Origin of the sequence: Phycicoccus duodecadis (genome assembly GCF_002846495.1) — a bacterium.
GTDB lineage: Bacteria > Actinomycetota > Actinomycetes > Actinomycetales > Dermatophilaceae > Phycicoccus > Phycicoccus duodecadis.
Genome location: NZ_PJNE01000001.1, coordinates 1,498,632 through 1,523,732, shown reverse-complemented (window position 1 = coordinate 1,523,732; position 25,101 = coordinate 1,498,632). Strand labels below are relative to the sequence as shown.

The 25,101-nt window shown below is 72.3% G+C and carries 24 protein-coding genes and 1 pseudogene; 20 read left to right on the top strand and 5 right to left on the bottom strand.

Going from position 1 to position 25,101, the window contains the following annotated elements:
• Positions 1-202: 202 nt before the first annotated feature.
• Both ATL31_RS17180 and ATL31_RS07020 read right to left on the bottom strand, forming a co-directional pair.
• Positions 203-361 (bottom strand): annotated as a pseudogene (locus ATL31_RS17180) (IS3 family transposase); the annotation flags it as partial.
• Between the two features lie 119 nt (positions 362-480).
• Positions 481-1,590 (bottom strand): IS110 family RNA-guided transposase, encoded by a 1,110-nt coding sequence (locus tag ATL31_RS07020; protein ID WP_245862018.1) that lies wholly within the window; start codon positions 1,588-1,590, stop codon positions 481-483.
• 360 nt (positions 1,591-1,950) lie between these two features.
• Here ATL31_RS07020 and ATL31_RS07015 point away from each other — a divergent pair, with 360 nt between their 5' ends.
• Complete coding sequence (locus ATL31_RS07015) at positions 1,951-2,232, top strand: type II toxin-antitoxin system Phd/YefM family antitoxin (RefSeq protein ID WP_101395144.1); 282 nt, start codon at positions 1,951-1,953, stop codon at positions 2,230-2,232.
• The gene (locus tag ATL31_RS07010) at positions 2,229-2,504 is read left to right on the top strand and encodes a type II toxin-antitoxin system RelE family toxin (protein ID WP_101395143.1); all 276 of its coding nucleotides are present in this window, start codon (positions 2,229-2,231) and stop codon (positions 2,502-2,504) included. Before ATL31_RS07015 ends, ATL31_RS07010 begins: the two co-directional genes overlap by 4 nt.
• Before the next feature lie 228 nt (positions 2,505-2,732).
• Here the strand turns inward: ATL31_RS07010 and ATL31_RS07005 are convergent, their stop codons facing one another.
• Positions 2,733-3,695: a YeiH family protein gene (locus ATL31_RS07005; protein ID WP_245862014.1), complete on the bottom strand. Its 963-nt coding sequence runs from the start codon at positions 3,693-3,695 to the stop codon at positions 2,733-2,735.
• A 211-nt stretch (positions 3,696-3,906) separates the two neighbouring features.
• Between ATL31_RS07005 and ATL31_RS07000 the strand changes: the two genes are divergently transcribed.
• Positions 3,907-4,860, top strand: a complete 954-nt coding sequence (locus ATL31_RS07000; protein ID WP_101395142.1) for a LysR family transcriptional regulator — start codon at positions 3,907-3,909, stop codon at positions 4,858-4,860.
• A gap of 79 nt (positions 4,861-4,939) precedes the next feature.
• Here ATL31_RS07000 and ATL31_RS06995 read toward each other — a convergent pair whose 3' ends face one another.
• On the bottom strand, positions 4,940-5,764 hold the full coding sequence (locus tag ATL31_RS06995) for an SDR family NAD(P)-dependent oxidoreductase (RefSeq protein ID WP_158239801.1): 825 nt from the start codon (positions 5,762-5,764) through the stop codon (positions 4,940-4,942).
• A gap of 308 nt (positions 5,765-6,072) precedes the next feature.
• Between ATL31_RS06995 and ATL31_RS06990 the strand changes: the two genes are divergently transcribed.
• The 17 genes from ATL31_RS06990 to ATL31_RS06910 all read left to right on the top strand — a co-directional run bounded on the left by ATL31_RS06990 (position 6,073) and on the right by ATL31_RS06910 (position 24,035).
• Complete coding sequence (locus tag ATL31_RS06990; RefSeq protein ID WP_101395140.1) at positions 6,073-7,299, top strand: pyridoxal phosphate-dependent aminotransferase; 1,227 nt, start codon at positions 6,073-6,075, stop codon at positions 7,297-7,299.
• A 99-nt stretch (positions 7,300-7,398) separates the two neighbouring features.
• Entirely contained in the window at positions 7,399-7,776 is a 378-nt protein-coding gene (locus ATL31_RS06985) for a RidA family protein (protein WP_245862011.1), read from the top strand.
• A 290-nt stretch (positions 7,777-8,066) separates the two neighbouring features.
• The gene (locus tag ATL31_RS06980; protein WP_101395138.1) at positions 8,067-9,080 is read left to right on the top strand and encodes an ABC transporter ATP-binding protein; all 1,014 of its coding nucleotides are present in this window, start codon (positions 8,067-8,069) and stop codon (positions 9,078-9,080) included.
• 41 nt (positions 9,081-9,121) lie between these two features.
• Positions 9,122-10,729, top strand: coding sequence for an ABC transporter substrate-binding protein (locus ATL31_RS06975; RefSeq protein ID WP_158239800.1), 1,608 nt, complete (start codon positions 9,122-9,124; stop codon positions 10,727-10,729).
• Positions 10,730-10,732: 3 nt separating this feature from the next.
• Entirely contained in the window at positions 10,733-11,686 is a 954-nt protein-coding gene (locus tag ATL31_RS06970) for an ABC transporter permease (RefSeq protein ID WP_101395136.1), read from the top strand.
• Positions 11,683-12,573, top strand: a complete 891-nt coding sequence (locus ATL31_RS06965) for an ABC transporter permease (protein WP_101395135.1) — start codon at positions 11,683-11,685, stop codon at positions 12,571-12,573. The genes ATL31_RS06970 and ATL31_RS06965 overlap by 4 nt, the downstream gene beginning before the upstream one ends.
• A 41-nt stretch (positions 12,574-12,614) precedes the next feature.
• Positions 12,615-13,658, top strand: a complete 1,044-nt coding sequence (locus tag ATL31_RS06960; protein WP_101395134.1) for an ABC transporter ATP-binding protein — start codon at positions 12,615-12,617, stop codon at positions 13,656-13,658.
• On the top strand, positions 13,655-14,779 hold the full coding sequence (locus tag ATL31_RS06955; RefSeq protein ID WP_101395133.1) for a Gfo/Idh/MocA family protein: 1,125 nt from the start codon (positions 13,655-13,657) through the stop codon (positions 14,777-14,779). The genes ATL31_RS06960 and ATL31_RS06955 overlap by 4 nt, the downstream gene beginning before the upstream one ends.
• On the top strand, positions 14,776-16,290 hold the full coding sequence (locus ATL31_RS06950; protein WP_101395132.1) for a TldD/PmbA family protein: 1,515 nt from the start codon (positions 14,776-14,778) through the stop codon (positions 16,288-16,290). Before ATL31_RS06955 ends, ATL31_RS06950 begins: the two co-directional genes overlap by 4 nt.
• Positions 16,287-17,690 carry a metallopeptidase TldD-related protein gene (locus ATL31_RS06945; protein WP_101395131.1) on the top strand — a complete coding sequence of 468 codons (1,404 nt, stop codon included), beginning with the start codon at positions 16,287-16,289 and terminating at the stop codon, positions 17,688-17,690. The genes ATL31_RS06950 and ATL31_RS06945 overlap by 4 nt, the downstream gene beginning before the upstream one ends.
• Positions 17,687-18,553 (top strand): DUF4438 family protein, encoded by an 867-nt coding sequence (locus ATL31_RS06940; protein WP_101395130.1) that lies wholly within the window; start codon positions 17,687-17,689, stop codon positions 18,551-18,553. Before ATL31_RS06945 ends, ATL31_RS06940 begins: the two co-directional genes overlap by 4 nt.
• Positions 18,550-19,425 (top strand): DUF4438 family protein, encoded by an 876-nt coding sequence (locus ATL31_RS06935; RefSeq protein ID WP_101395129.1) that lies wholly within the window; start codon positions 18,550-18,552, stop codon positions 19,423-19,425. Before ATL31_RS06940 ends, ATL31_RS06935 begins: the two co-directional genes overlap by 4 nt.
• Positions 19,422-20,084, top strand: coding sequence for a GntR family transcriptional regulator (locus tag ATL31_RS06930; RefSeq protein WP_101395128.1), 663 nt, complete (start codon positions 19,422-19,424; stop codon positions 20,082-20,084). Before ATL31_RS06935 ends, ATL31_RS06930 begins: the two co-directional genes overlap by 4 nt.
• On the top strand, positions 20,081-21,094 hold the full coding sequence (locus tag ATL31_RS06925; protein ID WP_101395127.1) for a Gfo/Idh/MocA family protein: 1,014 nt from the start codon (positions 20,081-20,083) through the stop codon (positions 21,092-21,094). The genes ATL31_RS06930 and ATL31_RS06925 overlap by 4 nt, the downstream gene beginning before the upstream one ends.
• On the top strand, positions 21,091-22,137 hold the full coding sequence (locus tag ATL31_RS06920) for a D-2-hydroxyacid dehydrogenase (protein ID WP_101395126.1): 1,047 nt from the start codon (positions 21,091-21,093) through the stop codon (positions 22,135-22,137). Before ATL31_RS06925 ends, ATL31_RS06920 begins: the two co-directional genes overlap by 4 nt.
• A gap of 36 nt (positions 22,138-22,173) precedes the next feature.
• Positions 22,174-23,019, top strand: a complete 846-nt coding sequence (locus ATL31_RS06915) for an LLM class flavin-dependent oxidoreductase (RefSeq protein WP_101395125.1) — start codon at positions 22,174-22,176, stop codon at positions 23,017-23,019.
• Positions 23,020-23,114: 95 nt separating this feature from the next.
• Positions 23,115-24,035 (top strand): LysR family transcriptional regulator, encoded by a 921-nt coding sequence (locus tag ATL31_RS06910; protein WP_101395124.1) that lies wholly within the window; start codon positions 23,115-23,117, stop codon positions 24,033-24,035.
• A 12-nt stretch (positions 24,036-24,047) separates the two neighbouring features.
• Here ATL31_RS06910 and ATL31_RS06905 read toward each other — a convergent pair whose 3' ends face one another.
• Entirely contained in the window at positions 24,048-25,076 is a 1,029-nt protein-coding gene (locus tag ATL31_RS06905; RefSeq protein WP_101395123.1) for an isopenicillin N synthase family dioxygenase, read from the bottom strand.
• Positions 25,077-25,101: the final 25 nt, after the last annotated feature.

The following is a 25,101-nucleotide window of genomic DNA, read 5'->3' as shown; positions in this document are numbered from 1 at the left end:
CACTTCTGAAGGGCACGGATACGTCTTGTAAACAGGGGGTTGGGGGTTCGAGTCCCCCCGCCAGCTCGAAAGTGCTTGCCGTGCAGCCATGCTCTGCATGGAGCATCTGAGCCGTGCTTTTTGTGAGAAATACAGAGGCGCCATCGACGTGCCAAGCCTTTGACCTGCAAAACCTTGAGGCCCGCGCTCTCTTTCGCTATGTCCGCAGGCCCTCCCGGCGCCACAGCCGCTCGACCCGCTTGACGTTCGCCTCCCACCCATCAGCGACCAGCAGCGCGTGGACCCGCCGATGCCCGTCCCGCGGGTGCCGCAGCGAGAGACCGGTCATCTCCCGGACCAGTCGGTCCTTTCTCCTCTTCATAGTGCCCTTCGTCGGCATACCCCTCCTCATCGTGACCCTGATCGTGCACCGGCGTACGCCAGGAGCGATCACCGGCCGCAACGCTGCCGGCTGAGGTCCGGTCATGGCTCCCTTCTGTGTCAAGACGCCTTGGGGATGCCGGTCGTAGGCTTGGTGGTGGCGGGTCCGGGAAGTGACTTGTCCGAAGAGCCGGTGTCGGGTTGTGAGCCGGTCGCGCTGGAGTCAGAGCCGTTGCCCGTGTGTCCTCCCGGGCCCGTCGCCGCGCCGCGGCTGAGGTCGTCAAGCAGTGCCCGATACACCAGGTCTGACAGCCGTCGTTTCAGGCATCGCATCGCCTCGTTGGGGGTCTTGCCGGCGGCGACTTTGCGGTCGTAGTAGGCCCTGCCCTCGGTGGCGTTGCGCAGCTGGACCACGGCCATGATGTGGAGGACCCGGTTGATCTTGCGGTTCCCGCCGCGGCTGAGGCGGTGGCGCACGTTGTCGCCGGAGGAGGCGTCGATGGGCGCGGTACCGGTCCAGGACGCGAAGTGGCCCTTGTCAGGGAAGCGGGTGATGTCGCCGACCTCGACGAGCAGCCGAGCGGCCCCGGAGGGCCCGATGCCGTGCAGGTCGGTCAGGGTCGTGCCGGTGGCGCGCAGCAGCACGGTCAGCTCCTTGTTCGCGGCCTTCTTGCGGGCGTACAGCCGCTCGAGGTCGGCGACGAGCTCGGTCGCGACCCGCTTACGGGTCTTGCCCACCACGTCCCGCGGCCGCACCCCGGTGAGGATCTTGCGGGCCTGAGCGGCGGACAGGTCGCGCTTGGCGCCGCCGGGAACCAGTTCCAGCAGAAGCGCATGCAGCTGGTTGATCTTGTAGGTGTGCTCCTCCCCGATGGAGCGGCGGCGGTCGACCAGGATCCGCAACACATCACGGTCCGCGTCAGCCACGACCGGGCGCAACCCGGACATCCGAGTACCGACCAGCGCCACCGAGTGCGCGTCGGTGGCGTCGGTCTTGCGGCCCTGCCCCGTGGCGAAGGTCCGCACCCGCGCCGACAACTTCGGCGGCACGTCCACCACCTGCTCGCCGGCAGCGACCAGGCGGGTCGCGACGTGCCGGCCGATGCCGTTGCACCCCTCGACCGCCCACACCCGCTGTGGCCATTGCTCGGCGTGCTCGAGCAGCGCGGTGAACCCGGCCTCGTCGGTGGCGTAGCGGCCGCGGTGCACGATGCTCTCATCGGCGGTCATCACCTCGATCGTCACGCTGCGTTTGTGCGGGTCCATCCCGATCACCACGCCCGCTGTCGTTGCTCCGTCCACGGTGCCTGCTCCTGTCGTCGAACCAGTGATTGGTCGAGCACGGAGGGCACCGCTACTTCCGGCAGCACAGTCCCTTCTTCAGCCTCTCCGGCCCTGCGGTGCCGGGGCGGCGCATGCCATGTGAGAGTCACGACCCGAAGGAAGGACAGCCGCAATTGAGAGCGACCAACCCCGACACCTGGACCGAGCCTGCGCGGGCACCGATCCTGCGTCAATGAAACAAGTAGCCGCGAGGGGTGAGCTTCCGCGTCTGGACACGCAAGGTTCATTCTGGTCATACTTGTGACCATGACGAGCATTTCGTTGGCCGACGTCAAGGCACACCTCTCCGAGGTCGTGAGCCGAGTGAGCAAGCACCACGAACGGGTCACCGTGACCGTGCACGGGCAGCCCTCGGCCGTCCTGCTCTCTCCGGATGACCTGGCCATGCTCGAAGAGACGATCGCCGTTCTGGGGGATGCAGACCTGATGACCCAGCTAGCCGCCGCCGAGGCCGACCTGGCCGCCGACCGGGTCGAGACCCAGGAAGACCTCGAGGCGGCGATGCGCTCACGCCGGACCTCGGCGTGAAAGATCCGCTCTACCAGCTGCTCATCGTCTCGTCGGCTCGCCGGCACCTCACCGAGGATCTGCCCGAGGCGGTCGCCACCGCCGCGTTCGAGTTCATCACCGGCCCGTTGCTCGAGAACCCACACCGTGTCGGGAAGCAGCTCCGCCTACCTCTGGCGGACCGGCACAGCGCTCGACGCGGCACCTACCGCGTCCTGTACCGCATCGACGATCAGGCCCGGACGGTGACCGTGCTGGCGATCGGTCACAGGGGGGAGATCTACCGTGGCTGATGAACCGCGGCGGTCGGAGGATGTCGCACGACACAGGTAGCCAGGTGAGGCCTTGTCAACAGGGGGTTGGGGGTTCGAGTCCCCCCGCCAGCTCTCGCGCGTGGGACGGGAGGGCGGCCGTTCGGCGACGCGGAAGTTCGGCTGCCACGCGGTAACTGCTGCGTGCGACCTGAACTTCTGCGTGGGGACGACGCCTGCACCCGCAGCCCGGGCCGCGCGGTTGTGGTGTCAGACGCCCGTGAGGCGGACGCCGGCGTAGGCGACGGTCGCGACGAGCACCCACGACAGGAGGCCGAGCACCAGCGCGCGGCCGCCCGTGCGGCGCAGCATCCGGAGGTGGATGCCCGTGCCCAGCCCCACCAGGGCGGCGGCGAGCAGCACCTCCTGGGCGGTCTTGGCGGCGTGCAGGGCCGGCTCGGGCAGCAGCCCGCTGCTCGACACGGCCACCGCGGCCAGGAAGCCGGCGACGAACAGCGGGAGCACCGGTGGGCGGCGCCCCGACGGCGCTGCCGGGCTGCGACGCCGCAGCGCGATGGAGGCGCCCGCGACGAGGGGAGCCAGGAGCAGGACACGGCTGAGCTTGATGACCACCGCGGTCGTCAGCGCTCCCGGGACCCGGTCGGCGGTCGCGACGGTCTGGCCCACGTCGTGCACGCTCGCGCCCACCCAGCTGCCGAAGGCGGCCGGGTCGAGGCCGAGCGGCTGGCGCAGCAGGGGGAGGAGCACGATGGCCAGGCTCCCGCACAGGGTGACGAGCGCGACGGCGACCGCGGTGTCGTCCTCGTCCCCGCCGGCGACCTCCCCCATCGCGGCGACCGCGGACGCGCCGCAGATCGAGAAGCCGGTGGCGACCAGCAGCGCCCGGGCCGGCGACACCCCCAGCAGCCGTCCGAGCAGCCGCGTGCCCGTGAACGTGATGGCGACGGTGCTGACCACGACGAGGGCGCCGCGCGGCCCCAGGTCGAGCAGCTGCCCCACCCCCAGCTGCAGGCCGAGCAGCACCACCGCCAGACGCAGCAGCCGGTGCGAGGCGACATGGGTACCGACGTGCAGGACGGGACGGTGCAGCCCGAGGTTGACCGCCAGCGCACCGAGGCCCACTGCGGCGGTGGAGGGGTTCACCGCCGGGACCAGGGCGTGCACGCCGAAGGCGACGCCGGTGGCGGCTGCGACGGCCAGCAGCCCGGGCACCGGGCTGCTGCGCCCGCGAGGGGGAACAGGCGGGCAGGACGGACGACAGCGGCTGCCCGTGCGGGGTGGGGGCACGGGGGCTGCAGGGGTCGGGATCGCGGGCTCGTCCATCATCGGTGTCTCGATCCTGGGCCTGACGGTCGGTGTCCGGTAGGGGGCTCGGGTGGATGGGGTCATCCAGGGGGCCGATGGCCGGCACTAGGTTGGACCGATGGCTCTGGATCGTGTCCCCGACCTCGACACCCTGTCGCTCCTGCTGGAGATCGCCGCCTGCGGCAGCCTGAGCAAGGCGGGGAGGGCCCGCGGTCTGAGCCAGCCTGCGGCCAGCGCCCGGGTGAGTGGGCTCGAGCGGCTGGTCGGCTTCGCGGTCATCACCCGCTCGGCTCGTGGCTCTACCCTGACCGCCGAGGGTGCACTGCTCGCGGAGTGGGCACGCGAGGTCCTCGCCGCCGCCGAGGTGCTGGGGGCGGGCATCGCGTCGCTGCGGAGCGACCGCATCGCCAGGCTCCGCGTGGCCGCGAGCCTGACCGTGGCGGAGCACCTCCTCCCGGGCTGGCTCGTCGTGCTGGCCGCGACGCACCCGCACACCGCCGTCAGCCTGACCGCCGGCAACAGCGACACCACGGCCGCCGCGGTCCTGGCGGGCGAGGCGGACCTCGGTTTCGTCGAGGGTCCCGACGTGCCGGCCGGACTCTCGGCCCAGGTCGTGGCGACCGACCGCCTGGTGGCCGTCGTCGCGCCCGGTCACCCGTGGGCCCATCGTCGCCGGGCGCTGGGCGCCGAGGAGCTGGCGGGCACCCGCCTGGTGCACCGTGAACCCGGCTCGGGGACGCGCACGGCGCTGCAACGCGCCCTCGCCCCGTTCGGCCCCCTCGCCCCGCCCCTGCTCGAGCTGTCGACCAGCAGCGGCGTCCGGTCCGCGGTCATCGCGGGGGCTGGGCCGGCCGTGCTCTCCGACCTGGCGGTGCGCGACAACGTGGCCGCCGGCCGCCTGGTGCAGGTGCCGGTGAAGGGCGTGGACCTGCACCGCTCGCTACGGGCCGTCTGGCTCGCGGCCCGGCGACCGGTCGGCGCAGCCGAGGACCTGCTCCGCCTCGCCGTGCCCCAGCCCGGGGGAGCGCGGCGCCCCCCGCGGCCACGGCCGGCCGCGACCGACCCCGCCTGACGCCACCGCCGACCCGACGCTCGCGGCGGACATGGCGACGCCGCCCAGGGATCGCCCGGGTCGCGGACGGCGCCGCGCCCTAGCCGCGGCTCGCCCCGGTCACCCAGTCGTAACGGATGTCCTCGTCGACGACGACCCCGTTCCACCGGCTGCCGACCCCCGCTCCACCGTCGACGTGACAGAGCGAGCCGGTCACGTAGTCGGCACCGTCCGAACAGAGCCACAGGACCAGGTGGCCGACCTCGGCCGGCTCGCCCGCCCGCGCCAGCGGCAGTGCCGGGACGCGGGCGGCGAGGGACGAAGCCATCGACGGCGGCAGGGGCTTGGGCTGGGTGTCGATGAGCCCCGGGCTAACGCAGTTGACGAGGATGTTGTGCGGGGCCAGCTCGATGGCTGCCACCCGGCTGAAGCTCTCGGTGGCAGCGCGGCTGCTCGCGTAGGCGGCGGCTCCCGCGGAGCCACGGTTGGACACCCCCGAGGAGAAGTTGATGATCCGGCCACCCTCACCCTGCTCGATGAGCAGCCGGGCGGCAGCCTGGGTCATCAGGAAGGTGCCGCGGCAGTTGACCGCGAAGACGGTGTCCCAGACGTCGGCCCGCTCATCGAGCAGACTCGCGTGCGGTGCCACGGCCGCGTTGTTGATGCAGAAGTCGAGCCGGCCGTAGGTCGTGCGAGCCGCCTCGACGACGGCCGCGGTGTCCTGCTCGGACCGGATGTCGGCGACGACCGCGGTCGCGAGGCTCCCGTGCGGCCGGCACGTCTCGGCCAGGCCCGCTTCGTCCCGGTCGCTCGCGATGACCTGGGCTCCCGCGGAGACGAGCTGTGCGACGAGGTCACGGCCGACGCCCCGGGCCGCCCCGGTGACGATGGCGACCCGTCCGGTGAAGTCGTACGACACGTTCATGAGCGGCTCCTGGGCTGGCCTGGTGGGTAGCCGCGACGACGTGCCTGAGAGGACGTGCCGGGCGCTGACGACGCGAACGCTAGGTCGACTGTCGACATTCGTCAAGGGCATCGGAACGACCACCCGCGGATGTCCGGGCGGCGCCGTCCGTGAGGGTTCGCGAAGCGATAGTCCTGCTACAAGGTGAGCGCCAGAAGGTCTTGCTTGTCGCGTGCCCACCGGCTCGCCATACTGAGCGACCACGGCTACTGCCCAACTCGCGCAACCGATTTGGCACACCCCTACGTTCCTTCGATCGGAGATCCCGCATGACCGAGCAGTTCGATGGGCGTGAGTCGGAGCGGCTCCGCCGCACCCACCTCCCCGAGCGGCGCCCGCTCCTCGGGATGTCCGTGCGGGAGGCCGACCTCTCGCTCGGCCTCGACGGTGCGGGGGGCGGACTGCTGGACACCACCCACTTCGACACCGTGCGCTTCCCCCCGCCCGAGTGGGCGCTGGAGAGCTTCGCCAGCGCGTACGCCGACGGCAACAACGCGTACACGGCCTACCGCGGCAGCAGCGAGGTCCGCCGAGCCTGCGCCCAGTCGATCTCGAGCCTGATGGGGGTCGACATCGACCCGTCGCGCCACATCGCCGTCACCGCCGGGACCCAGAGCGGGCTCTTCGCCGTGCTCAGCGCACTCGTCGACGAAGGTGACGTCGTCGTGCTCGCGGACCCCGAGTACCTGTTCGTCGAGCGGATGCTCCGGTTCCTCGGGGCCGAGGTCGTGCGTCTCCCGTTCGTGGAGACCGACGCCGGGCTGCAGCCCGACCTGGACCAGCTGGAGGTTCTCAGCCGGCGGGGCGTGTCGCTCTACGTGACGTCGAACCCCAACAACCCCACGGGGGCCGTCTTCAGCGAGGAGGCCGTCGTGCGGCTGGCCCGGATCGCCAGCGAGGGTGACTTCACCGTCCTCGTCGACGAGCTCTACTGCCGGCTCGTGTACGACGACACGCCGTACATGCACCTGGCGGCCCAGCCGGGGATGACGGACCGGACGGTGACCCTGCTCGGCGGCTCGAAGACGGAGTCGCTCAGCGGTTTCCGCGTGGGTGTGGTCGTCGGCCCCGGGCCGGTCATCGACGCGACCGAGCAGGTGCTCGCGATGATGTGCCTGCGCGCCCCCGCCTATGCCCAGCACGTCCTGACCCGGTGGCTCGTGGACGACCACGAGTTCGTCGCGACGCGCATCACCGAGCTCCAGAGCATCCAGCGGAGCACCGTGGCGCAGCTGCGGACGGTGCCCGGGCTCCGGGTCAGCCCCGGAGCGGGGACGGCCTACCTGTGGCCGGACGTGTCCGCGCTCGGCCTGACCGACGTCGAGGTGGCGAGGCTCCTGCAGGACGAGGCGGGGGTGGTGGTGAGTCCCGGGTACCAGTTCGGCCCCTCGGGGCTCGGCCGTTTCCGCATCTGCTACGCGCGCGAGGAAGCGGAGTGGGCCCGGGCCCTGGAGCGGATGACGGCGGCGCTCACGGGGGCCTCCCGAGAGTCCTGACCGAGGGGTCGCGATCGCGGTCCGGCCGTGACGACGCGGTCGCCACGACGTCCCTCGGAGACCCCATGCCAGTACGAGACGCAGACGATGGAGAACCCGTTGAGAACCACGATCGAGACCGGCGACGCACCACGGCCGGCCGGGCCCTACTCGCAGGCCGTCCGGGCCGGGGACTTCGTCTTCGTGTCCGGCCAGGTCCCGCGCGGGGTGGACGGCTCCTACGTCCCGGGCGACGTGGCGTCGGAGACCCGCCTGACGCTGCGGAACCTCGCGGCCGTGGCGCGGGCGGCCGGCGTCGACCTGGGGCAGGCCGTCCAGGTCACGGCCTACCTCGCCGACGGTGCGGACATCGCGGAGTTCAACCGTGCCTATGCGGAGTTCTTCACGGACGCGCCCCCCGCGAGGACCACGGTCGTGGCAGGTCTGCGCCAGGTCAAGGTCGAGCTCGACGCCGTCCTCTACGTGGGGTCGCCGTGAGCCGGGGCCGCTCCCGCCACGACCCACTCCTTCCGGCACTCGCCGCGGTAGGTGAGAGCCGTTGTGCCCCAGTCACATGCCGCGCACCCAACGGTGACGTAGATGTGACACGTGGGGGATTGACAAGTGCTTCGCAGAGCCATCATGGTGAATTGTCGACAACCGACGAAGTTGGTCCAAGACCCAGGAGGTCTCATGTCTCCGTCAACCGCAGCCTCTGAGCGGTTCGTCGCCGCGGCGGACGTGGCGCGCGGCGGCGTCGCCGGCCTTCGCTCGACGGGTGTCGTCGGATGACCACCCCGCTGCTCGAGGCACGGGGGCTGTCCAAGCACTACCCCTTCCCGCGCTCGGTCCGTCAGTGGGTCGGGAACGCGCCCGCCCGAGTCCTGCGTGCCGTCGACGACGTGGACCTCACGGTCGAGAGCGGTCGCACGCTGGGCGTGGTCGGCGAGACGGGGTCGGGCAAGAGCACCCTCGGGCGCCTGCTGCTGCGCCTCGAACGACCGACGTCGGGTCAGGTGCTCATCGACGGGAGCTCACCCGACACCGCGGGCGCGGCCCGGGCGCATCAGCTGCGCCGGGACGTGCAGGTCGTGCTCCAGGACCCGTACACCTCCCTCAACCCCTACCTGACGATCGGCAGCGCGATCGAGGAGGTGCTCACGGTCGGGGGGATGACCTCGCGCGAGGAGCGCCGGGCCCGGGTCGCCGAGCTGCTGGAGCAGGTCGGTTTCCCGGCGGCCTGGTCCGAGCGCAAGCCGGGACAGCTGTCCGGTGGGGGGCGGCAGCGGGTCAGCATCGCCCGGGCGCTGGCCGCCGGCCCCCGGCTGATCGTCGCCGACGAACCGGTGTCGGCGCTCGACGTGTCGGTGCAGGCCCAGGTGCTCAACCTGTTCCAGCGACTCCAGCGCGAGCTGGACCTGGCGTACGTCTTCATCACCCACGACCTCGCCGTCCTCGAGCGCATCGCCGACCGGGTCGTCGTCCTCTACCTCGGCAGGGTCGTCGAGACCGGCCCGGCGGACGCGCTGTTCGCCGGCCCGGCGCATCCGTACACCCAGGCCCTGCTGAACGCGGCTCCGGCCCTCGGGCGTAGCCGGTCCACCTCGAGCGCGGTCGCCGGTGAGCTGCCGGACCCCGCATCGCCCCCCGCGGGATGCACCTTCCACACCCGGTGCCCCTTCGTGATGGACGTCTGCCGCACCACGCGGCCGAGGCTGACGCCCATCGCCGGTGGGCTCCAGGCCGCGTGCCATCTGCACGAGGGCTCCACCCCCGACCCCGATCCGCCGGCGACACCGTGAACCTCGCAGGACACCAACCCCCACCTCCCCAGGAGAAGCTCATGACACCGTCCATCGCCTCACCCGCACGCCGTACGCCCCGGACGCGGTCGACCGCCGCTCTCGGCGGCCTGCTGACGCTGGCCCTCACCCTCAGCGCCTGTGGTGGCGGCGGGACCAAGGAGACCGCGGACTCCTCCCCGGGCGCCACGAGCTCGGTCGACACCCTGAAGCTCGCCAACGCGGTGGCCGTCGACACCCTCGACCCCATCCAGGCGTCGGCCAACGAGTCCATCTGGCTCGACCAGAACATCTACGCGCGGCTGGTGCAGACCGACCCCACCGGAACGAAGATCGTCCCCGACCTGGCCGACAAGTGGGAGATCAGTGCCGACCAGCTGACCTACACCTTCCACCTGCGTCCGGGCGTGAAGTTCGCCGACGGGACGCCGGTCACCGCCCAGGACGCGAAGTGGTCGATCGAGCGGGCGCGTGCCGGGGAGGACAGCGCGTGGGGCTTCCTCATCACGCCGGTCACCGACATCACGGCGACCGACGACCAGACGTTGACCATCAAGCTCTCCACCCCGCACGCTCCCCTGCTCGCCGACCTCGCGATGTACGCCTACGCGGTCCTGCCGCAGAAGGCCGTCGAGGCCGACAAGGACTTCTTCGACAAGACGCCGTACGGCGCCGGGCCCTTCAAGGTGACGAGCCTGTCGGCGCAGAGCAACCTCGTGCTCACCCGCAACGACAACTACTGGGGCCCCAAGCCCAAGATCAAGACCGTCGAGGTCAGCATCGTGACCGACGACAACACCCGTCTCCTCCAGCTCCAGGGCGGGCAGGTCGACGTGATCGAGAACCCCGCGGGCAACGTCCTCAAGCAGATCCAGGCCAACCCGAAGCTGCGGGTCGACCTGTTCGACTCCACCCGTGTCGACTTCGTGTCGCTGCCGCTCAAGACCAAGCCGCTCGACAACGTCAAGGTCCGCCAGGCCATCAAAGCGGCGCTGGACCTCGGCCGGATGAACACCCTCGCCTACCAGGGCAACGCGAAGGTCGCCAACACCTTCTTCCCGTACAAGATGCTGTTCTGGGACGAGGCCGCGCCGGAGCCGAAGCAGGACCTGGCCAAGGCCAAGCAGCTGCTCGCTGACGCGGGCTACCCCGACGGGTTCACCATCCCGCTCATCGCGGTCAGTGCCGACGCGGCCGGCCAGGCGCAGGCGGTCGTGATCAAGGACGACCTCGCGAAGATCGGGATCACCGTCGACATCCAGTCCTTCGAGCTGTCGACGGCGTACGACAAGCAGCGTCCCGGCACCAACGGGATGGGCATGCGCTACTGGACGAACGACATCATCGACCCCGACGAGGTGGCGACGTTCGGTGCTGACGGCGGCGGCGGCGCGAACGCCTTCAACAGCTACTGGAAGGACGAGGCCGTCACCGCGCTGGTCAACCAGGCGCGCTCGGAGACCGACACGACCAAGCGGGCCGACCTGTACGCCCAGATCCAGACGGCCATCGCCGACCAGGTGCCCTTCATCCCACTCGCCTACGCGCCCTTCCGGTACGCCAGCGGCTCCTGGGTCAAGGGTTTCAAGGCCTCCCCCCTGGGCAACTACAACGACTCGCTGCTGACCCTCACGGTCGAGGGGCACTGAGCCATGGGGTCGTCGGTGAACCTGCGCTGGTCGAGGGTGGCGAACCTGGTGCCGGTCCTGTTCGGGATCACGCTCGTGAGCTTCCTGCTCCTGCGTCTGGTTCCCGGCGACCCGGCCCAACAGATCCTCGGCAACCGCTACACCCCGGAGGCCGCAGCCGGCATCCGCAGGACGCTGGGTCTGGACCGGCCGTTGCTCGAGCAGTACTGGATGTTCCTCAAGGGCGCGATGACCGGGTCCTTCGGGGAGTCCTACCAGTACCACCGTCCGGTCGGGGAGCTGCTCCTCGACCGGACGGGGGCCTCGCTCATGCTCGTCGGCCTCACCGCGGTCTTCTGCGCCGCCCTCAGCATCCCGCTGGGGATCTGGGCGGCGGTCCGCCGGGGCGGCCTGGTCGACCAGGCGACCCGGGTCCTCTTCACCCTCGGTTTCGCCCTGCCGGCCTTCCTGGTCGGGATCGTGCTCATCCTCGTCTTCGGCCTCACGCTCGGGTGGGCTCCGATCGGCGGCTACGGGACCGGTGTCGCCAGCCACCTGGGGCACCTCGTCCTCCCGGCGCTGACGCTGGCCATCCCGTTCTCCACGGTGCTGGTGCGCTCGCTGCGGTCCAGCACCATCACCGTCCTGGAGGCGGACTTCGTGACGATCGCGCGGCTCAAGGGGATCTCGGAGTCCCGGATCCTGCTGCGGCACGTGCTGCGCAACGCGATCGGACCGGTCGCCGTGGTGTTCGGCATCAACCTGGCGTTCCTCGTGGGCGGGACGGTCGTGGTGGAGAACGTCTTCTCGATCCCGGGTCTCGGCAGCCTCCTGGTCGGCGCGGTCTCGACCCGCGACTACCCGGTGGTGCAGGCGGTGGCCCTGGTGCTCGCCGTCTTCGTGGTCCTGGTCAACCTGCTCACCGACGTCGTCCACGGCCTCCTGGACCCCCGTCTGGCCGCGGGGGTGCAGCGATGACCGTCCTCGACCCGGCCCAGCTCGGGACGGGCTCCGCACCCCGCCGGGCCCGCCGGCTGGCCGTCCCGCTGCCGCGGGCCGTGCGCGGTCGCCCGGCGCTGTACCTCGGCTCGGGCCTGCTGCTCCTCATCTCGGTGCTGTGCCTCGGGGCGCCGCTGTTCACGTCCTACTCGCCCACGGAGATCGACGCGCTCGCTGTCCTGGTGACCCCTGGCACCGGGGGCCACCTGCTCGGGACCGACGAGTTCGGCCGCGACCTCTGGGCCCGCCTCCTGTACGGCGGCCGCTACGACCTCGCCATCGCCTTCGGGGCCACGACGGTGACGCTCGTGGTGGGCACGGCGATCGGGATGGCCAGCGCCTACGCGGGCGGCTGGGTCGACGCCGTCGTCATGCGCATCGTCGACCTGTTCTTCGCCTTCCCGTTCATCGTGCTCGTCATCGCGATCATCGCGGCCCTCGGGCCGAGCCTGCGCAACATGTTCATCGCGCTGTGGATCGCCAGCTGGGTGGGCTACGCCCGCATCGCCCACGGGCAGACGCTGTCGGCGAGCCGGTACGGCTACGTCGTGGCCGCCGGATGCCTCGGGTACTCCCGCCGCCGGATCCTCGCCCGGCACGTACTCCCCAGCGTGCTGCCCTTCGTGACCGTGTTCGCCATGGTCGACGCGGTCGGCAACGTGCTCCTGGGCGCCTCGCTCGGCTTCCTCGGCATCGGCATCCCGCAGCCCACGCCCGAATGGGGCTCGATGATCTCGGGGGGCCAGGCCTACGTGCTCTCCAACTGGCAGCTGTCCCTGATCCCGGGGCTCGCCCTGGTCCTGCTGGGCGTGGCGTTCAGCCTCCTGGGCGACGGTCTCGCCGACCTCTTCCGGGCCAAGCAGTGAGTACCGCGGGCCGCAGCCCGGCACCGACCGGAGGAGCCGGGATGACGCCTCACGAACCACCGCGCGGAGAGCTGCTGCTCGACGTCCACGACCTCCGGGTGGCGATCCCCAGCGACGCCGGCGACGTGATGGCCGCCGACGGCGTCAGCCTGCAGCTGCGCCAGGGCGAGGTGCTCGGCGTGGTGGGCGAGACCGGCTCCGGCAAGAGTGTGACCTGTCGTGCCCTGCTCGGGCTGCGCCCGACGCCGCAGTCGACGGTCAGCGGGACCGTCGGGTACCCGGCGCACGACGTCGACGACATCCTGTCCCTGCCGCCGCGCCGGTTGCGCGAGCTGTGGGGACGCCGGGTGGCGATGATCCCGCAGAACCCGATGACCTCCCTGAACCCCGTCCGCCGGATCGGCGAGCAGGTCGCGGAGGCGGTGGGGGCCTCGGGCGGACCGACGGGGCAGGCCGGCGACGCCCGCGTCCTCGAGCTGCTGCACCAGGTCGGCCTGCCGGCCCCCGAGACGCGGCTGCGTGACTACCCGCACCAGTTCAGCGGCGGCATGCTCCAGCGGACGGTGATCGCGATCGCCCTCGCGCAGAAGCCCGACCTCATCGTGGCCGACGAGCCGACCACCGCTCTCGACGTGCTCATCCAGGACCAGATCCTGGCGCTCCTACTCTCCCTCCAGAGGGACCTGGGGACGGGCCTCATCCTCGTCAGCCACGACCTGTCCGTGGTCTCGCAGGTCTGCGACCGGGTGGCCGTCATGTACGCCGGTCAGATCGTCGAGCTCGCGGACACCGCGACGCTGCTGGAGTCGCCGCGCCACCCCTACACCCGGGCGCTGCTCGGGGCCCTGCCCGGCGCCGTGCCCCGTGACCAGGAGCTGCGCGTCATCCCCGGCAGCCCCCCGCAGCTGGTCGGTCTCGGCCCGACCTGTCGCTTCGCCCCTCGCTGCGAGCTCCACGAGCCGGCCTGCGACGGCTGGCCGACCGCGCTGCGGGACGTCGGCCCGGCGCACACGAGCCGCTGCCGCCGCGCCACCGCCGACAACCTTCCATCCCCATCACCTCGACACCAGGAGACACAGTCATGACCGCTCAGCCCCTTCGCATCGGTATGGTCGGCACGGGCCGCTGGGCCGTCCGATCGCACATCCCCGGCTGGCAGCGCGACCCGCGCTGCCAGGTGGTGGCGCTCTCGGACGTCGATGCCGACTCGCTCGCCCGGGCGGCCCAGGAGTTCGGGGTCGAGCGGACCAGCACCGACTACCGCGAGCTGGTGGAGGACCCGGACATCGACGTCATCGACGTCGTGACCGGGGATGCGGCGCACTTCGAGGTGACCATGGCCGCCCTCGAGGCCGGCAAGCACGTGCTGTGCGAGAAGCCCGTCAACCACGACTACCGGGAGGTCGTCCGGGCCGCCGAGCTCGCCGACAGCAAGGGTCTGAAGACCAAGCTGGGCTTCACCTTCCGGTACGCCCCCGCGGTGATGTACGCCGCCGAGCTCATCCGTGACGGCTGGGTCGGCAGGCCGTACATGCTCAACGCGTACGAGCAGAACAGCCAGTGGCTGGACCCCCAGACCCCGCTGCGCCAGCAGGGCGACGCCGGCGACCCGGACTTCCTGCAGGTGGCCTCGATCGAGGGCTACGGGGCGCCGGTCATCGACATCATGCACTGGTGGATGGGCACGGCGCTGGAGTCCGTCGTCGGCACGATGCGCAACTTCGTCCCGGAGCGGGTGGTCAGGGACACGGGCGCGATGACCCGGATGAACATCGACGACGGTGACATGTTCATCGCGGAGTTCGCCGGTGGTGGGCTGGCCTCGGTGCAGTCCTCGTTCGTCACGGTCGGTAACTTCCCCGGGATCGAGGTGCGGATCTACGGGTCCGAGGGCGCCCTCATCGTCCGGCTCGTCGAGGAGGAAGGCATCTGCCAGACGCTCAAGGGCGCCACGAAGGGGTCGGTCGAGTTCAAGGAGATGGAGATCCCCCAGCGCTTCTTCCCGGAGGGCGGCTCCTCCCTCGAGCCCTGGCCCTTCCTTTTCTACTCCAACCTGGTCCGCAACTTCGCCACCGAGATCCTGGACGGTGGCCCCGAGAACCAGGGTGACTTCCGCCAGGGCGCCCTGGTGCAGGAGACGATCAACGCCTTCGAGGCATCGTTCCGTCGTCGCGCCTGGGTCGACTTCCCCCTGACGCAGGCATGAGCGCCGCCGCGGCCTCCCCACCGACCGCGCACGGCTGGGGCGACCTGGCCGACGACCCCCACGCGACCCGGCTGATGGAGGAGGCGCTCGCCGCCACCGAGGTCGCCGGCCTGACGTTCGCCGACGTGCGCCTGGTCGAGGCCGAGGAGCTGCGCCTGTACACCGCGCGCAGCGGCGAGCTGGACGAGCGCAGCGAGCACAACGCCGGGATCGGCGTCCGCGTGCTGGTCGACGGCGCCTGGGGTTTCGCCGCGGTACCCCTGACCGGGCCGGGCTCGCCCGGCGCCCGGGCGCCGCGGCTGGCCGCCGAACAGGCCGTGCGCTCGGCGCGCGCCGGCTCGGGCCTGGCGCGGACCGAGCTCCCTCCACGGGCTCCGTCCAGTGGGCGGTGGGAGGTACCGGTCGGGCTCGACCCGTTCGCCGTGCGCGACGAGGAGCGACACCAGCTCCTGCAGGAGGCGGTGCACGCCGCGTCGGCACCGCGCGCCGTGCGGTCGGTCACCGCCGGGCTCAACGCCAAGCGTCAGCACAAGCACTACGCCGACAGCGAGGGCTCGCGCCAGCACCAGCACCTGGTCGAGTCGGGCGCCGTCCTGCAGGCGACCGCCGCCGACGCGTCCGGGGTGCAACGACGCAGCTACCCCAACTCCTTCCACGGCAACACCGCAGCCGGCGGGTGGGAGTACGTGACCGGGCTGTCCCTGCCCAGCGAGGCGGCCCGGGTGGGGGAGGAGGCGGCCCAGCTCCTCACCGCCCCCCACGCGCCGGCCGGCACCGCGTCGGTCGTCATCGGCCCGGCCCAGATGGCGCTGCAGATCCACGAGTCCGTGGGGCACGCCATCGAGCTCGACCGCATCCTCGGCGACGAGACGAACTTCGCCGGTACCTCCTGGGTCCAGCCCGCCGACATCGGCTCCCTCCGCTACGGCTCCCCGGCCGTGACGATCGTGGCCGACCCCACGCTCCCCGGCACCCGGGGGACCTTCGCCTGGGACGACGAGGGCACCCCCGCCGTCCGGCGCACCCTGGTCGACGAGGGCGTCCTGCGCGAGGTGCTGTCCAGCCGGGAGTCCGCCGCCCGTCACGGCCGGCAGACCTCGGGCGCGGCTCGGTCCGACGGATGGGCCTACCTCCCCGTCCCCTTCGCGACCAACGTCTACCTCGAGCCCGGCACCGGGAGCCTGCCGGAGCTGCTGGACCGGATGGGGGACGGCTACTACGTGGACGACAACCGCAGCTGGTCGATCGACGACCGGCGGCTGGCCTTCCAGTTCGGTACCGAGGTGGCGTGGGAGGTCCGGCGCGGGCGACGGGGTCGTCTCCTGCGGGGGTTCTCCTACGGAGGCCTGACACCGCAGTTCTGGGGATCGGTCGAGGCCGTGGCCGGCCCCGAGGAGTTCCGGTCCTTCGGCATGCCGTGCGGCAAGGGTGAGCCCAAGCAGTGGGGCTTCCTCGGCCACGGCGCCGCGCCGACGCTCGTGCGCTCGGTGCGGATCGGGGTGATGGGATGAGCGCCCTCGACCGGTCCACGGACGCGGGCCCGCTGCGCGCCGCCGTCGGCAGGGACCGCGCGCTGTCGGCCTGCCACGCGGCGGTCGCGTCCGCCCTGGCCGCGGGCGCCGACCAGGCGAGTGCCTTCCTGGCCGCCCGGAACGCCGGCTACACCCGCTTCGCCCAGGACCGCGTCCACCAGCCGCAGGACATCTGCGAGTGGACCCTCATGGTCCGGGCGGAGGTCGACGGCCGGGCGTCCCGGGTGGCGACGACGGACCTGGAGGCGGCGAGCACGATCGGCGAGCGGGCCACCGAGCGCGCTCGCGCGCTCGCGGTGGCGTACGGACACCTCCCCGCCCTGCGCGTCGCGGCGACCACGGCGGAGGCCGACGACCAGGACGCGTCGCTGTGGCTCGAGGACACCGCCGCGTGGGACACCGGAGCCCGGACCGCGGCGGCCCGCGCGACCATGGCCGAGGCGGCCCGTGCGGGTGGGGCCGCCTACGGCATGTACGGGCACGCGGCGACCGAGCTCGCCACGGTGACCGCTCAGGGAGTGTCGCGGTACGCCCGTGCGACCGAGGCGGTCGGCGGTCTGACGGTCAGGATCGGGGACGGGACGTCGCACTGGACCGACGTCGACCGCTCGCTCGGGGTGCTGGATCTCGAGGCAGCGGCCGTGCGCACCGTGCGGGAGGCACACGCGGGGCAGCATCGGGTCGACCTGCCGGATGGTACGTACGACGTCGTGCTGGGCCCGCTCGCCACCGGGGCGCTCCTGGAGCGCATCTCGGCGTTCGGCTTCACCGGGGAGGCGGTCGCCGACGGCGTCGGTGCCGTGGCGCGTCGGCCGGGGGAGCTCGTGGCCGCCGCCGCGGTGGACGTGGCCGACGACCCCCGCGCCCGGCGCGGTCTGCCGTTCCCCTTCGACCTCGAGGGCACGACCTCGGTGCGCGTCCCGCTGCTGGAGCGGGGCCGGGTCGCGCAGGCGGTCACCGACCTCGCCAGCGCCGCGCGGTCCGGTCTCCCACCGACCGGGCACGCACACATCGCCCGCGAGGAGACCCCGCACGCCGTCCCCGCCAGCATCACGATGGCCGGCGGCGCGACCGAGGACCTGCTGGCCGGGGTCGAGCGGGGGCTCTACGTCCAGCGCCTCTGGTACCTCAACGTCATCGACCCCGAGACCACCACGCTCACCGGCGGCAGCCGGGACGCCTGCTTCCTCGTCGAGGACGGGCGGCTGGCCCGGCCCGTGGCGCCGGCGCGGTTCTCGGAGTCGGTCTTCGGTGCCCTGCACCGCGTCGACGCCATCGGCTCGGAGATCCTCGCGCAGCCGTTGATGAACGTGTGGAACGGGTGCGTCAGCGCCCCGGCCGTCCGGGTTCGGGGCTTCCGCTTCGGAGGAGCGACATGAAGGTCTCGAGCAACGCCGACCGCCTGGTGACCCAGGTGCTCACGGGAGAGGTGTGGCCGGCAACGGCCGACCGCCACGCCTACCGGGTCGACCCGGACGGCGCACCGTTCCTGCTGCCGGGGATGGGGGCCGTCACCCTGGGGACGCACCTGGGCGACCCCGCCACCGGGCTCAGCTCGGACCACCTGGAGCCGGGGCTGTCGGTCCGGCACCGGGACGCGGCCGCCAACTACGCCCTGCAGTACCTCACCTGCGTCGGCAACACCGTGACGATCGTCTCCGGCGAGGCCGCCGGGTGCACCGGGACCGTCATCGGGCAGCACGCCTACGTCCTGGTGGACGCCCCGGACGACGTCCTGGAGCGCACCACCGTGGGAGACCGGGTCCGCATCCGGGCCGAGGGCCAGGGGCTGCGGCTCACCGACCACCCCCTGGTCCGGGTCAAGAACCTGTCGCCGGCCGTGCTCGACCGGATGCCGGGCGGGACCCGCCCGGACGGACGGCTCGAGGTGCACGTCGCCGCCCGGGTCCCGGCCGAGGCGGCGGGTGCCGGTGGCGGCATGTTCTCGGAGTTCGCCAACACCGACCTGATGGGTGCGTACGCCGGGCTGTCCGACGACCTCTCGTTGGGTCTGGAGAGCCTGCGGATCGGTGACCTGGTCGTGCTCGAGGACCAGGACCACGGCTTCGGACGCGGGTACCGCCCGGGGTGGGTGACGGTCGGCACGATCTCGACCGGGCAGTGCGCTCTCTTCGGGCACGGGCCCGGGCCGAGCACGCTCCTCACGGGCCCGGCCGAGGCCTTCGCGATCGTCGACGACCCGTCCGCCAACCTCAGCTCGTACGTCCTGGAGGAAGCATGATCCCCGTCGCCATGAACCTCTCCGGCGTGGTCGAGAGCCCCAGCGTGGGCCCGACGCCCTACCGCATCGACGAGGACGGCCGACCCTACGTCCCCGTCGGCGACGGTGGTGTGGTGCTCGGCGTCCACCTGGGAGATGCCCTCCACGAGGTCGAAGGGGACCACGTCGCGCCGGGTGCGACGCTCTCCCACCCGGATCCGGCGGTGTCGTTGGGTCTCACCTCCTACGCGTGCATCGGCAACCCAGTGGTCGTCCGCGACGGCGCGGCCGCCGGGGCCCGGGGCTGGGTGCTGGGGAAGCGCGGCGAGCACGGGCGCGTCCTGGTCACGCTGCCCGACGAGGCGCTGGCGGTGCTCCAGCCCGGCGACGGCATCTCCGTGCGCGCCCACGGCCAGGGCGCAGTGCTGCCGGGCGCCCCTCCCGGCGTCCAGCTGCTGAACCTCGACCCCGGCCTGCTCGTGGCCCTGGGCATCGCGGTGGTCGGCGACCGGGTCCACGTCCCGGTCCGCGGCGTCGTGCCGGGCCGGCTCGCGGGCAACGGGGTCGGGCGACCCGCCCACCAGTGGGACGTGGACCTCGCCTTCCCGGCCGGTGACCCGGTCCTGGCCGTGCTGCGGCTGGGCGACCTGGTGGCGGTGACCGACCTCGACGTCCGCCACAACATCGGCTATCGCCGTGGGTGGGTCACAGTGGGTGTCGTCATCCACGGCGACAGCCCGCAGCCCGGTCACGGACCCGGGGTGACGCCCGTCCTCACGGGCCCGGCGAGCGCGATCGACGCGGTCGCCGACCTCGCCGGCCCGACCCCCTTGACGTGGACGTCGCTGTCCGACCGCTCGGTGGCCACCGGCGGCGGCAGCAGGGCACGATGAGCGACATGCTGCAGCACCAGTCCCTCCCGGAGTCCGTGCACCGGGTCCTCCGACGGCGGATCCTGAACAACGAGATCCCCAGCGGGACACGGCTCATCGAGGCGTCCCTGGCCGCGGAGCTCGGCGTCAGCCGGGCCACGATCCGGGAGGCGATGCGCAGGCTGGCCGGTGAGGGGCTCATCAGGATCACGCCGCGTCGCCACAGCGAGGTGACGCGCATGAGCCCGGAGGAGGCGGACGACGTCTGCTTCGCGCGCTACGTGCTGGAGGCCGGCGTGGCGCGGACGATCCCGGCCGCCGTCCGCCGGTCGCTGGCCGAGCCGATGGCGGCCGCCCTGGACGAGATGGACGCGGCCGCCCGGAGCCAGGACGTGGAGGCGATCGTCGAGGCCGACGGCCACTTCCACCGCCTGATCGTCCAGGCGTCCGGGCGCTCGCGCGCCTGTGAGCTGTGGTCCAGCCTGGACGGCCAGATGGGCGCGCTCATGCGCTCGTCCATCGACCGTCAGCACATCAGCCTGTCCGAGGTGCGTGCTCGGCACGAGCTGGTCCGGGACGCCCTGCTGGGCGGCACCGCGCGGGCCGTCGACCGGGCTCTCCTCGACCACTACGTGAACACCACCCACCACGCGGTCCGCGGGGAGACCTCCACCCGATGAGCGGACTTCGCTGGGGCGTGCTCGGGACCGCCAACATCGCCAGGGCGCAGTTCCTCCCGGCCGTGCGCGAGACCGGCCAGCGCGCGGTGCTCGTGGGTGGCCGCGACCGCGACGCCACGGCCGAGTTCGCTCGCGCGCACGGGGTCGAGCGCTCCGTCGGGGGCTACGCGGCGGTGCTCGAGGACCCGGAGGTGGACGCGGTCTACGTCCCCCTGCCCAACCCGCTCCACGCCGAGTGGACGGTGGCGGCGCTACGGGCCGGGAAGGCCGTGCTGTGCGAGAAGCCGCTCTGCCTGGACCCCCCGCAGGTCGAGCAGGTGCTGGCCGTCGCCGAGGCCGCCGAGCAGCCGCTGTGGGAGGCGTTCGTCTTCCCGTTCCAGGCTCAGCACGCGCGCCTGGTCGAGCTCCTCACCGAGGGCGCGATCGGGGACCTGCGCGAGATCGTCGGCTCCTTCCACTTCGAGGTCTCCCGCCCCGACGACATCCGGCTGTCCCGGGAGACGGGCGGGGGTGCGCTGGCCGACGTCGGGTGCTACCCGATGCGCCTGGCGCACGAGCTCTTCCAGGGGACGGCGGAGTCCGCCACCGCCACAGCCGTTCTCGGTGAGCAGGTGGAGGTCGACGTCTCGGCCGTCCTGTCCTACCCGGACGACCGCCGCCTTCTCCTCACGTGCGGGTTCCGGCGGAGCTACGACACCACGACGGTCCTGCTCGGGACCGAGGGGTCGCTGCGGCTCGACAACCCCTACCACCCGGGGCGGGGCACGGTGCTGGAGGTGCGACGCCGGGGCGCCGACCCGGTGCTCGAGAAGCCGACCCAGGACACCCGCTCGTTCAGTGCGGCTCTGCGGCACATCGCCGCGGTGCTCGCCGGCGAGCAGGCCCCGGCCCACACCGCCCTGGAGTCCGCGCTGCCGGTGGGCCGAGCCCTGCACCTCGCCCAGACCGCTGTGTCGGCCCCGCCTTCATCCGACCTCGCCCGCCCAGCCCTCGCAGGAGACCTGCCATGAACCGACCGACCACCCTTCCCGACCGGCCCACCGTGCTCATCTCGACCTACCTCGAGCCCCACCTCGTCGAGAGGATCGCGACCGAGCTCTCGGTCGAGGTGCTGTACGACCCGGCGCTCCTGCCGCAGCCCCGCTACGGCAACGACCACGGTGGCGTCCGCCCGGAGCTCGACGAGGAGGCGGAACGTCGGTGGTTGGACATGCTGGCCCGTGCCGACGTCGCCTTCGACTTCGACTGGCGAGCGCCGTCCCTGATGACGGCCAATGCTCCGCGCCTGATCTGGGTCCAGGCGACGAGCGCGGGGATCGGCGCCTTCGTGCAGCGCCACGGGCTGGACACCGGCGAGGTCGTCCTGACCACCGCGGCGGGGACCCACGCGGTGCCGCTCGCCGAGTTCGCCGTAGGGGGAGTGCTGCACTTCGTCAAGGACATCCCGCGGTTGCAGGCCCACCAGAGGGAGCACCACTGGGAGCGACACGTGAGCGGTCAGCTGGCGGGCCGCCGGGTCACGGTCGTGGGCCTGGGGGCGATCGGACGGAAGGTCGCCGAGACCTTCGACGCGCTCGGGACCGACGTGACGGGCGTGGGGCGGGTGGGTGGCTCGTACGCCGTCCCGGCCGGGGTCCGCGTCGTGTCCACGGACGACCTCGACGAGGTCCTGCCGTCGTCCGACGTCCTCGTCCTGGCCGTCCCCCTCACCGCCGAGACCGACGGGCTGGTCGATGCCGGTCGCGTCGCGGCCCTGCCCCCCGGAGCCATCGTGGTCAACATCGCCCGCGGGCCGGTGATCGACGAGTCGGCCCTCACCGAGGGACTGGGGTCCGGCCGGCTCGGCGGCGCCGTCCTGGACGTCTTCGAGGTGGAGCCCCTGCCCACGGACTCGGCCCTGTGGGATCTGCCCAACGTGCTGGTCTCGCCGCACTCCGCCTCCACCGCCGCGGTGGAGAACGAGGTGCTCGTCGAGCTGTTCATCGACAACTTCCGCCGGTTGAGGGACGGGGAGCCGCTCGTGAACCGCTACCGTCCCGACCTCGGGTACTGAGGCCGTCGTGCGACGGTTGCCACAGGAGGCACGCCCATGAGCCTGCGCCGCGGCCTGGCCGCTCCCAACTTCGCCGAGAACCCCCATGACCTCGTGCGTCTGGGCGTCGCCGCCGAGGAGGCGGGGTTCGACGGCTTCTTCCTCTGGGACCACATGCTGTTCGCCAACGACGGCCGGGGACCCGACATCCAGGACCCCTGGCTGGTGCTGGCGCTCATCGCGGAGCACACCGAACGGATCACGATCGGCACCATGATCACGCCGCTGTCCCGGCGTCGGCCCTCGGTCCTCGCGCGCCAGTGCACGACTCTCGACCGCATCAGCAACGGCCGGCTGGTGCTGGGCGTCGGTATCGGGTCGCCGGCACGCGGCGACTTCGAGCTGTTCGGTGACGAGGCCGACGACGTGGTCCGCGCGGAGATGCTCGACGAGGGCCTGGACGTCCTGGACGGACTGTGGAGTGGAGCGCCGTTCTCCCACGACGGGACGCACTACACGGTCACCGACGTGCGCTTCACCCCCACTCCGGTGCAGCGCCCGCGTGTCCCGATCTGGGTCGGCGGGACATTGCCCCGGCGGCGGCCGATGATGCGGGCGCTGCGGTGGGACGGTGCCGTGCCCATCACGTGGTCCGACGGCCGGCTGGCCCGGCCGAGCGTGGACCAGATCCGGTGGGTCCGCGACCTGTCCCGGCAGCACCGAGCCCACGGGGAGGGTCCGTTCGAGCTGGCGGTCTGGGCGGAGGTGGCGGAGGACCCGGCCGGCCTGACCGAAGAGCTGCCGGCGTACGTGGATGCGGGCGCCACGTGGTGGATCGAGACGGCCAAGCCGGAGCCGGGGTGGCACGACGGCCTGGTCGCCCGCATCCGCGAGGGTGTCTGAGCGCGTCCGTCCGTGGAGCTGCCCGCGGTCAGCGGGGTACGCACTAGCCTGATCCGACCACGGGCGGGTACGCCCCCGAGGTCGACGGAGGTGTCATGTCGCAGCTGACGGTCAGTATCGCGGGGCTGCGGGCCGTCGAGGCCCTCGCCGAGCACGGGTCGATCTCCGCGGCCGCCGCAGCCCTGGGGTACACGCCCTCCGCGGTGTCCCAGCAGATCGCTCGACTCGAGCGGGACCTGGGGGAGCGCGTCATCGAGCGCCAGGGCCGGCGAGCGATGCTCACCGCGTCCGGGGCGATCCTCGCCGAGTCCGCGCGGCGCATCATCCTCGAGCTGGAGAGCATGAACGCCAGGGTCCAGGCGCAGTCGGCGACCGTGGCCGGGCCGCTGACGATCGCGGCGTTCCCCAGTGCCGCCCGCGGGATCCTGCCGGCCGCCATGTCGCGCCTCGTCCGCGACTGGCCCGACCTGGAGCTGCGGGCCCTCGAGGTGCCGTCGCACCGGGCCGCGCAGCTCGTCGTCGACGGCGCCGTCGACATCGCCGTCGTCCACGACTGGCACGGCCTCCCGATGGAGATCGCCGAGGGTCTCTCCGAACGGCACCTGGGGGACGACGTCTCCGACATCCTCGTGCACCGGGACCACCGGAGCGCCTCCTGGGAGGAGGCGGACATCCAGGACTTCGAGGCGGACCCGTGGCTCTACGAGCCCGGCTCGGTCGCGCACGAGTTCCTGGCGAACGTGTTCCAGGGAGCGGCCAGTGGTGTCACCTTCGGCCATCGCATCAGCGAGTACTCGACGCAGGTCGAGATGGTGGCCGTCGGGCTGGGCGTGGCCCTCGCACCGAGGATGGGCCGGGGGGTGCTGCCTGCATCGGTGCGGGCGGTCACCGTCCGCTCTCCCCCCAGGCGTCGCATCCACGCCCTCTGGAGGTCGTCGTCCGACCAGCGCCCGGCGGTCAGGGCGGCCGTCGAGGAGCTGGCGCGGATGGGCGCCGCGGTACCCCAGGACCGGTGAGTCCGGTGGGGCTCAGCCCTGTTGGTGGTCGGCCCCGCCGACGAGGTCGGGGTGGTGCCGCGCCGCGACGTCGGGATGGGCGCGCAGCCGGGCCTTGAGCAGGTTGTCGCCGAACGTGGGGGAGATGACGTTGTCCGGGTCGCGGGTGACCCCCGGCGCCTCCGCCGCCAGTGCCGGGGGGAGGGTGAGCGCGGGCATCGTCGAGTCGAGGGCGGGGTTGAGGAAGAACGGGATCGAGAGGCGGACCTGGCCCGGCTCGGGGGAGACGACCCGGTGGGACGTCGCCTTGAGGTAGCCGGAGGTGGCGAACTCCAGCAGCTCGCCGATGTTGACCACGAACGCTCCGGGGAGAGCAGGGGCGTCGATCCAGCCGCCGTCGTGCTCGACCTGGAGGCCGCCCTTGCCGGGCTCGATCATGAGCAGGGTCAGCACGCCTGGGTCCTTGTGCGCCCCGACGCCCTGGGCGGTGGTGTCGCCGTCGCGGCGTCCCGGGTAGCGGATGAGCTTGACCAGGGTGGAGGGCCGGTCGGCGAAGGCCGCGTCGAAGACGTCCGGCGCGCTCCCGAGGGCGACGGCCCACTCCCGCAACAGCCGGGTGCCGATCGCCGAGCAGCGCTCGCCCCACGCGGTGAAGGTCTCGCGCAGCTCGGGCAGCCCGGAGGGCCACTGGTTGGGTCCCTCCAGGCGCAGGTAGCCCGGCGCGTCGGGGTCGTCCACCGCGTCCCGTTCAGCGCCGAGGTCGATCTGCTCGCGCCAGTCGACGCGGCCCTGGGTCAGCTCGCCGCCGGTGCGGTTGTAGCCGCGGAAGTGGGGGCTGTTCACCATCTCGACCTCGAGCTTGTCCTCGAGGGGGAGGGCGAAGAACCGCTCCGCGGTCGCGAAGGCCGCGGCGACCTCGTCGTCGCCGAGCCCGTGGCCGGTCAGGTAGAAGAACCCGACGTCGTGGGTCGCGGCCAGCAGCCGGGAGCGGAAGTCCTCGGCGGCCGCGGCCCCCTGGTCCAGTGCGGACAGGTCGAGAACGGGCAGCGAGGTCAGGGCCATGGGGTCTCCTTCTCGGTCGGGAGGT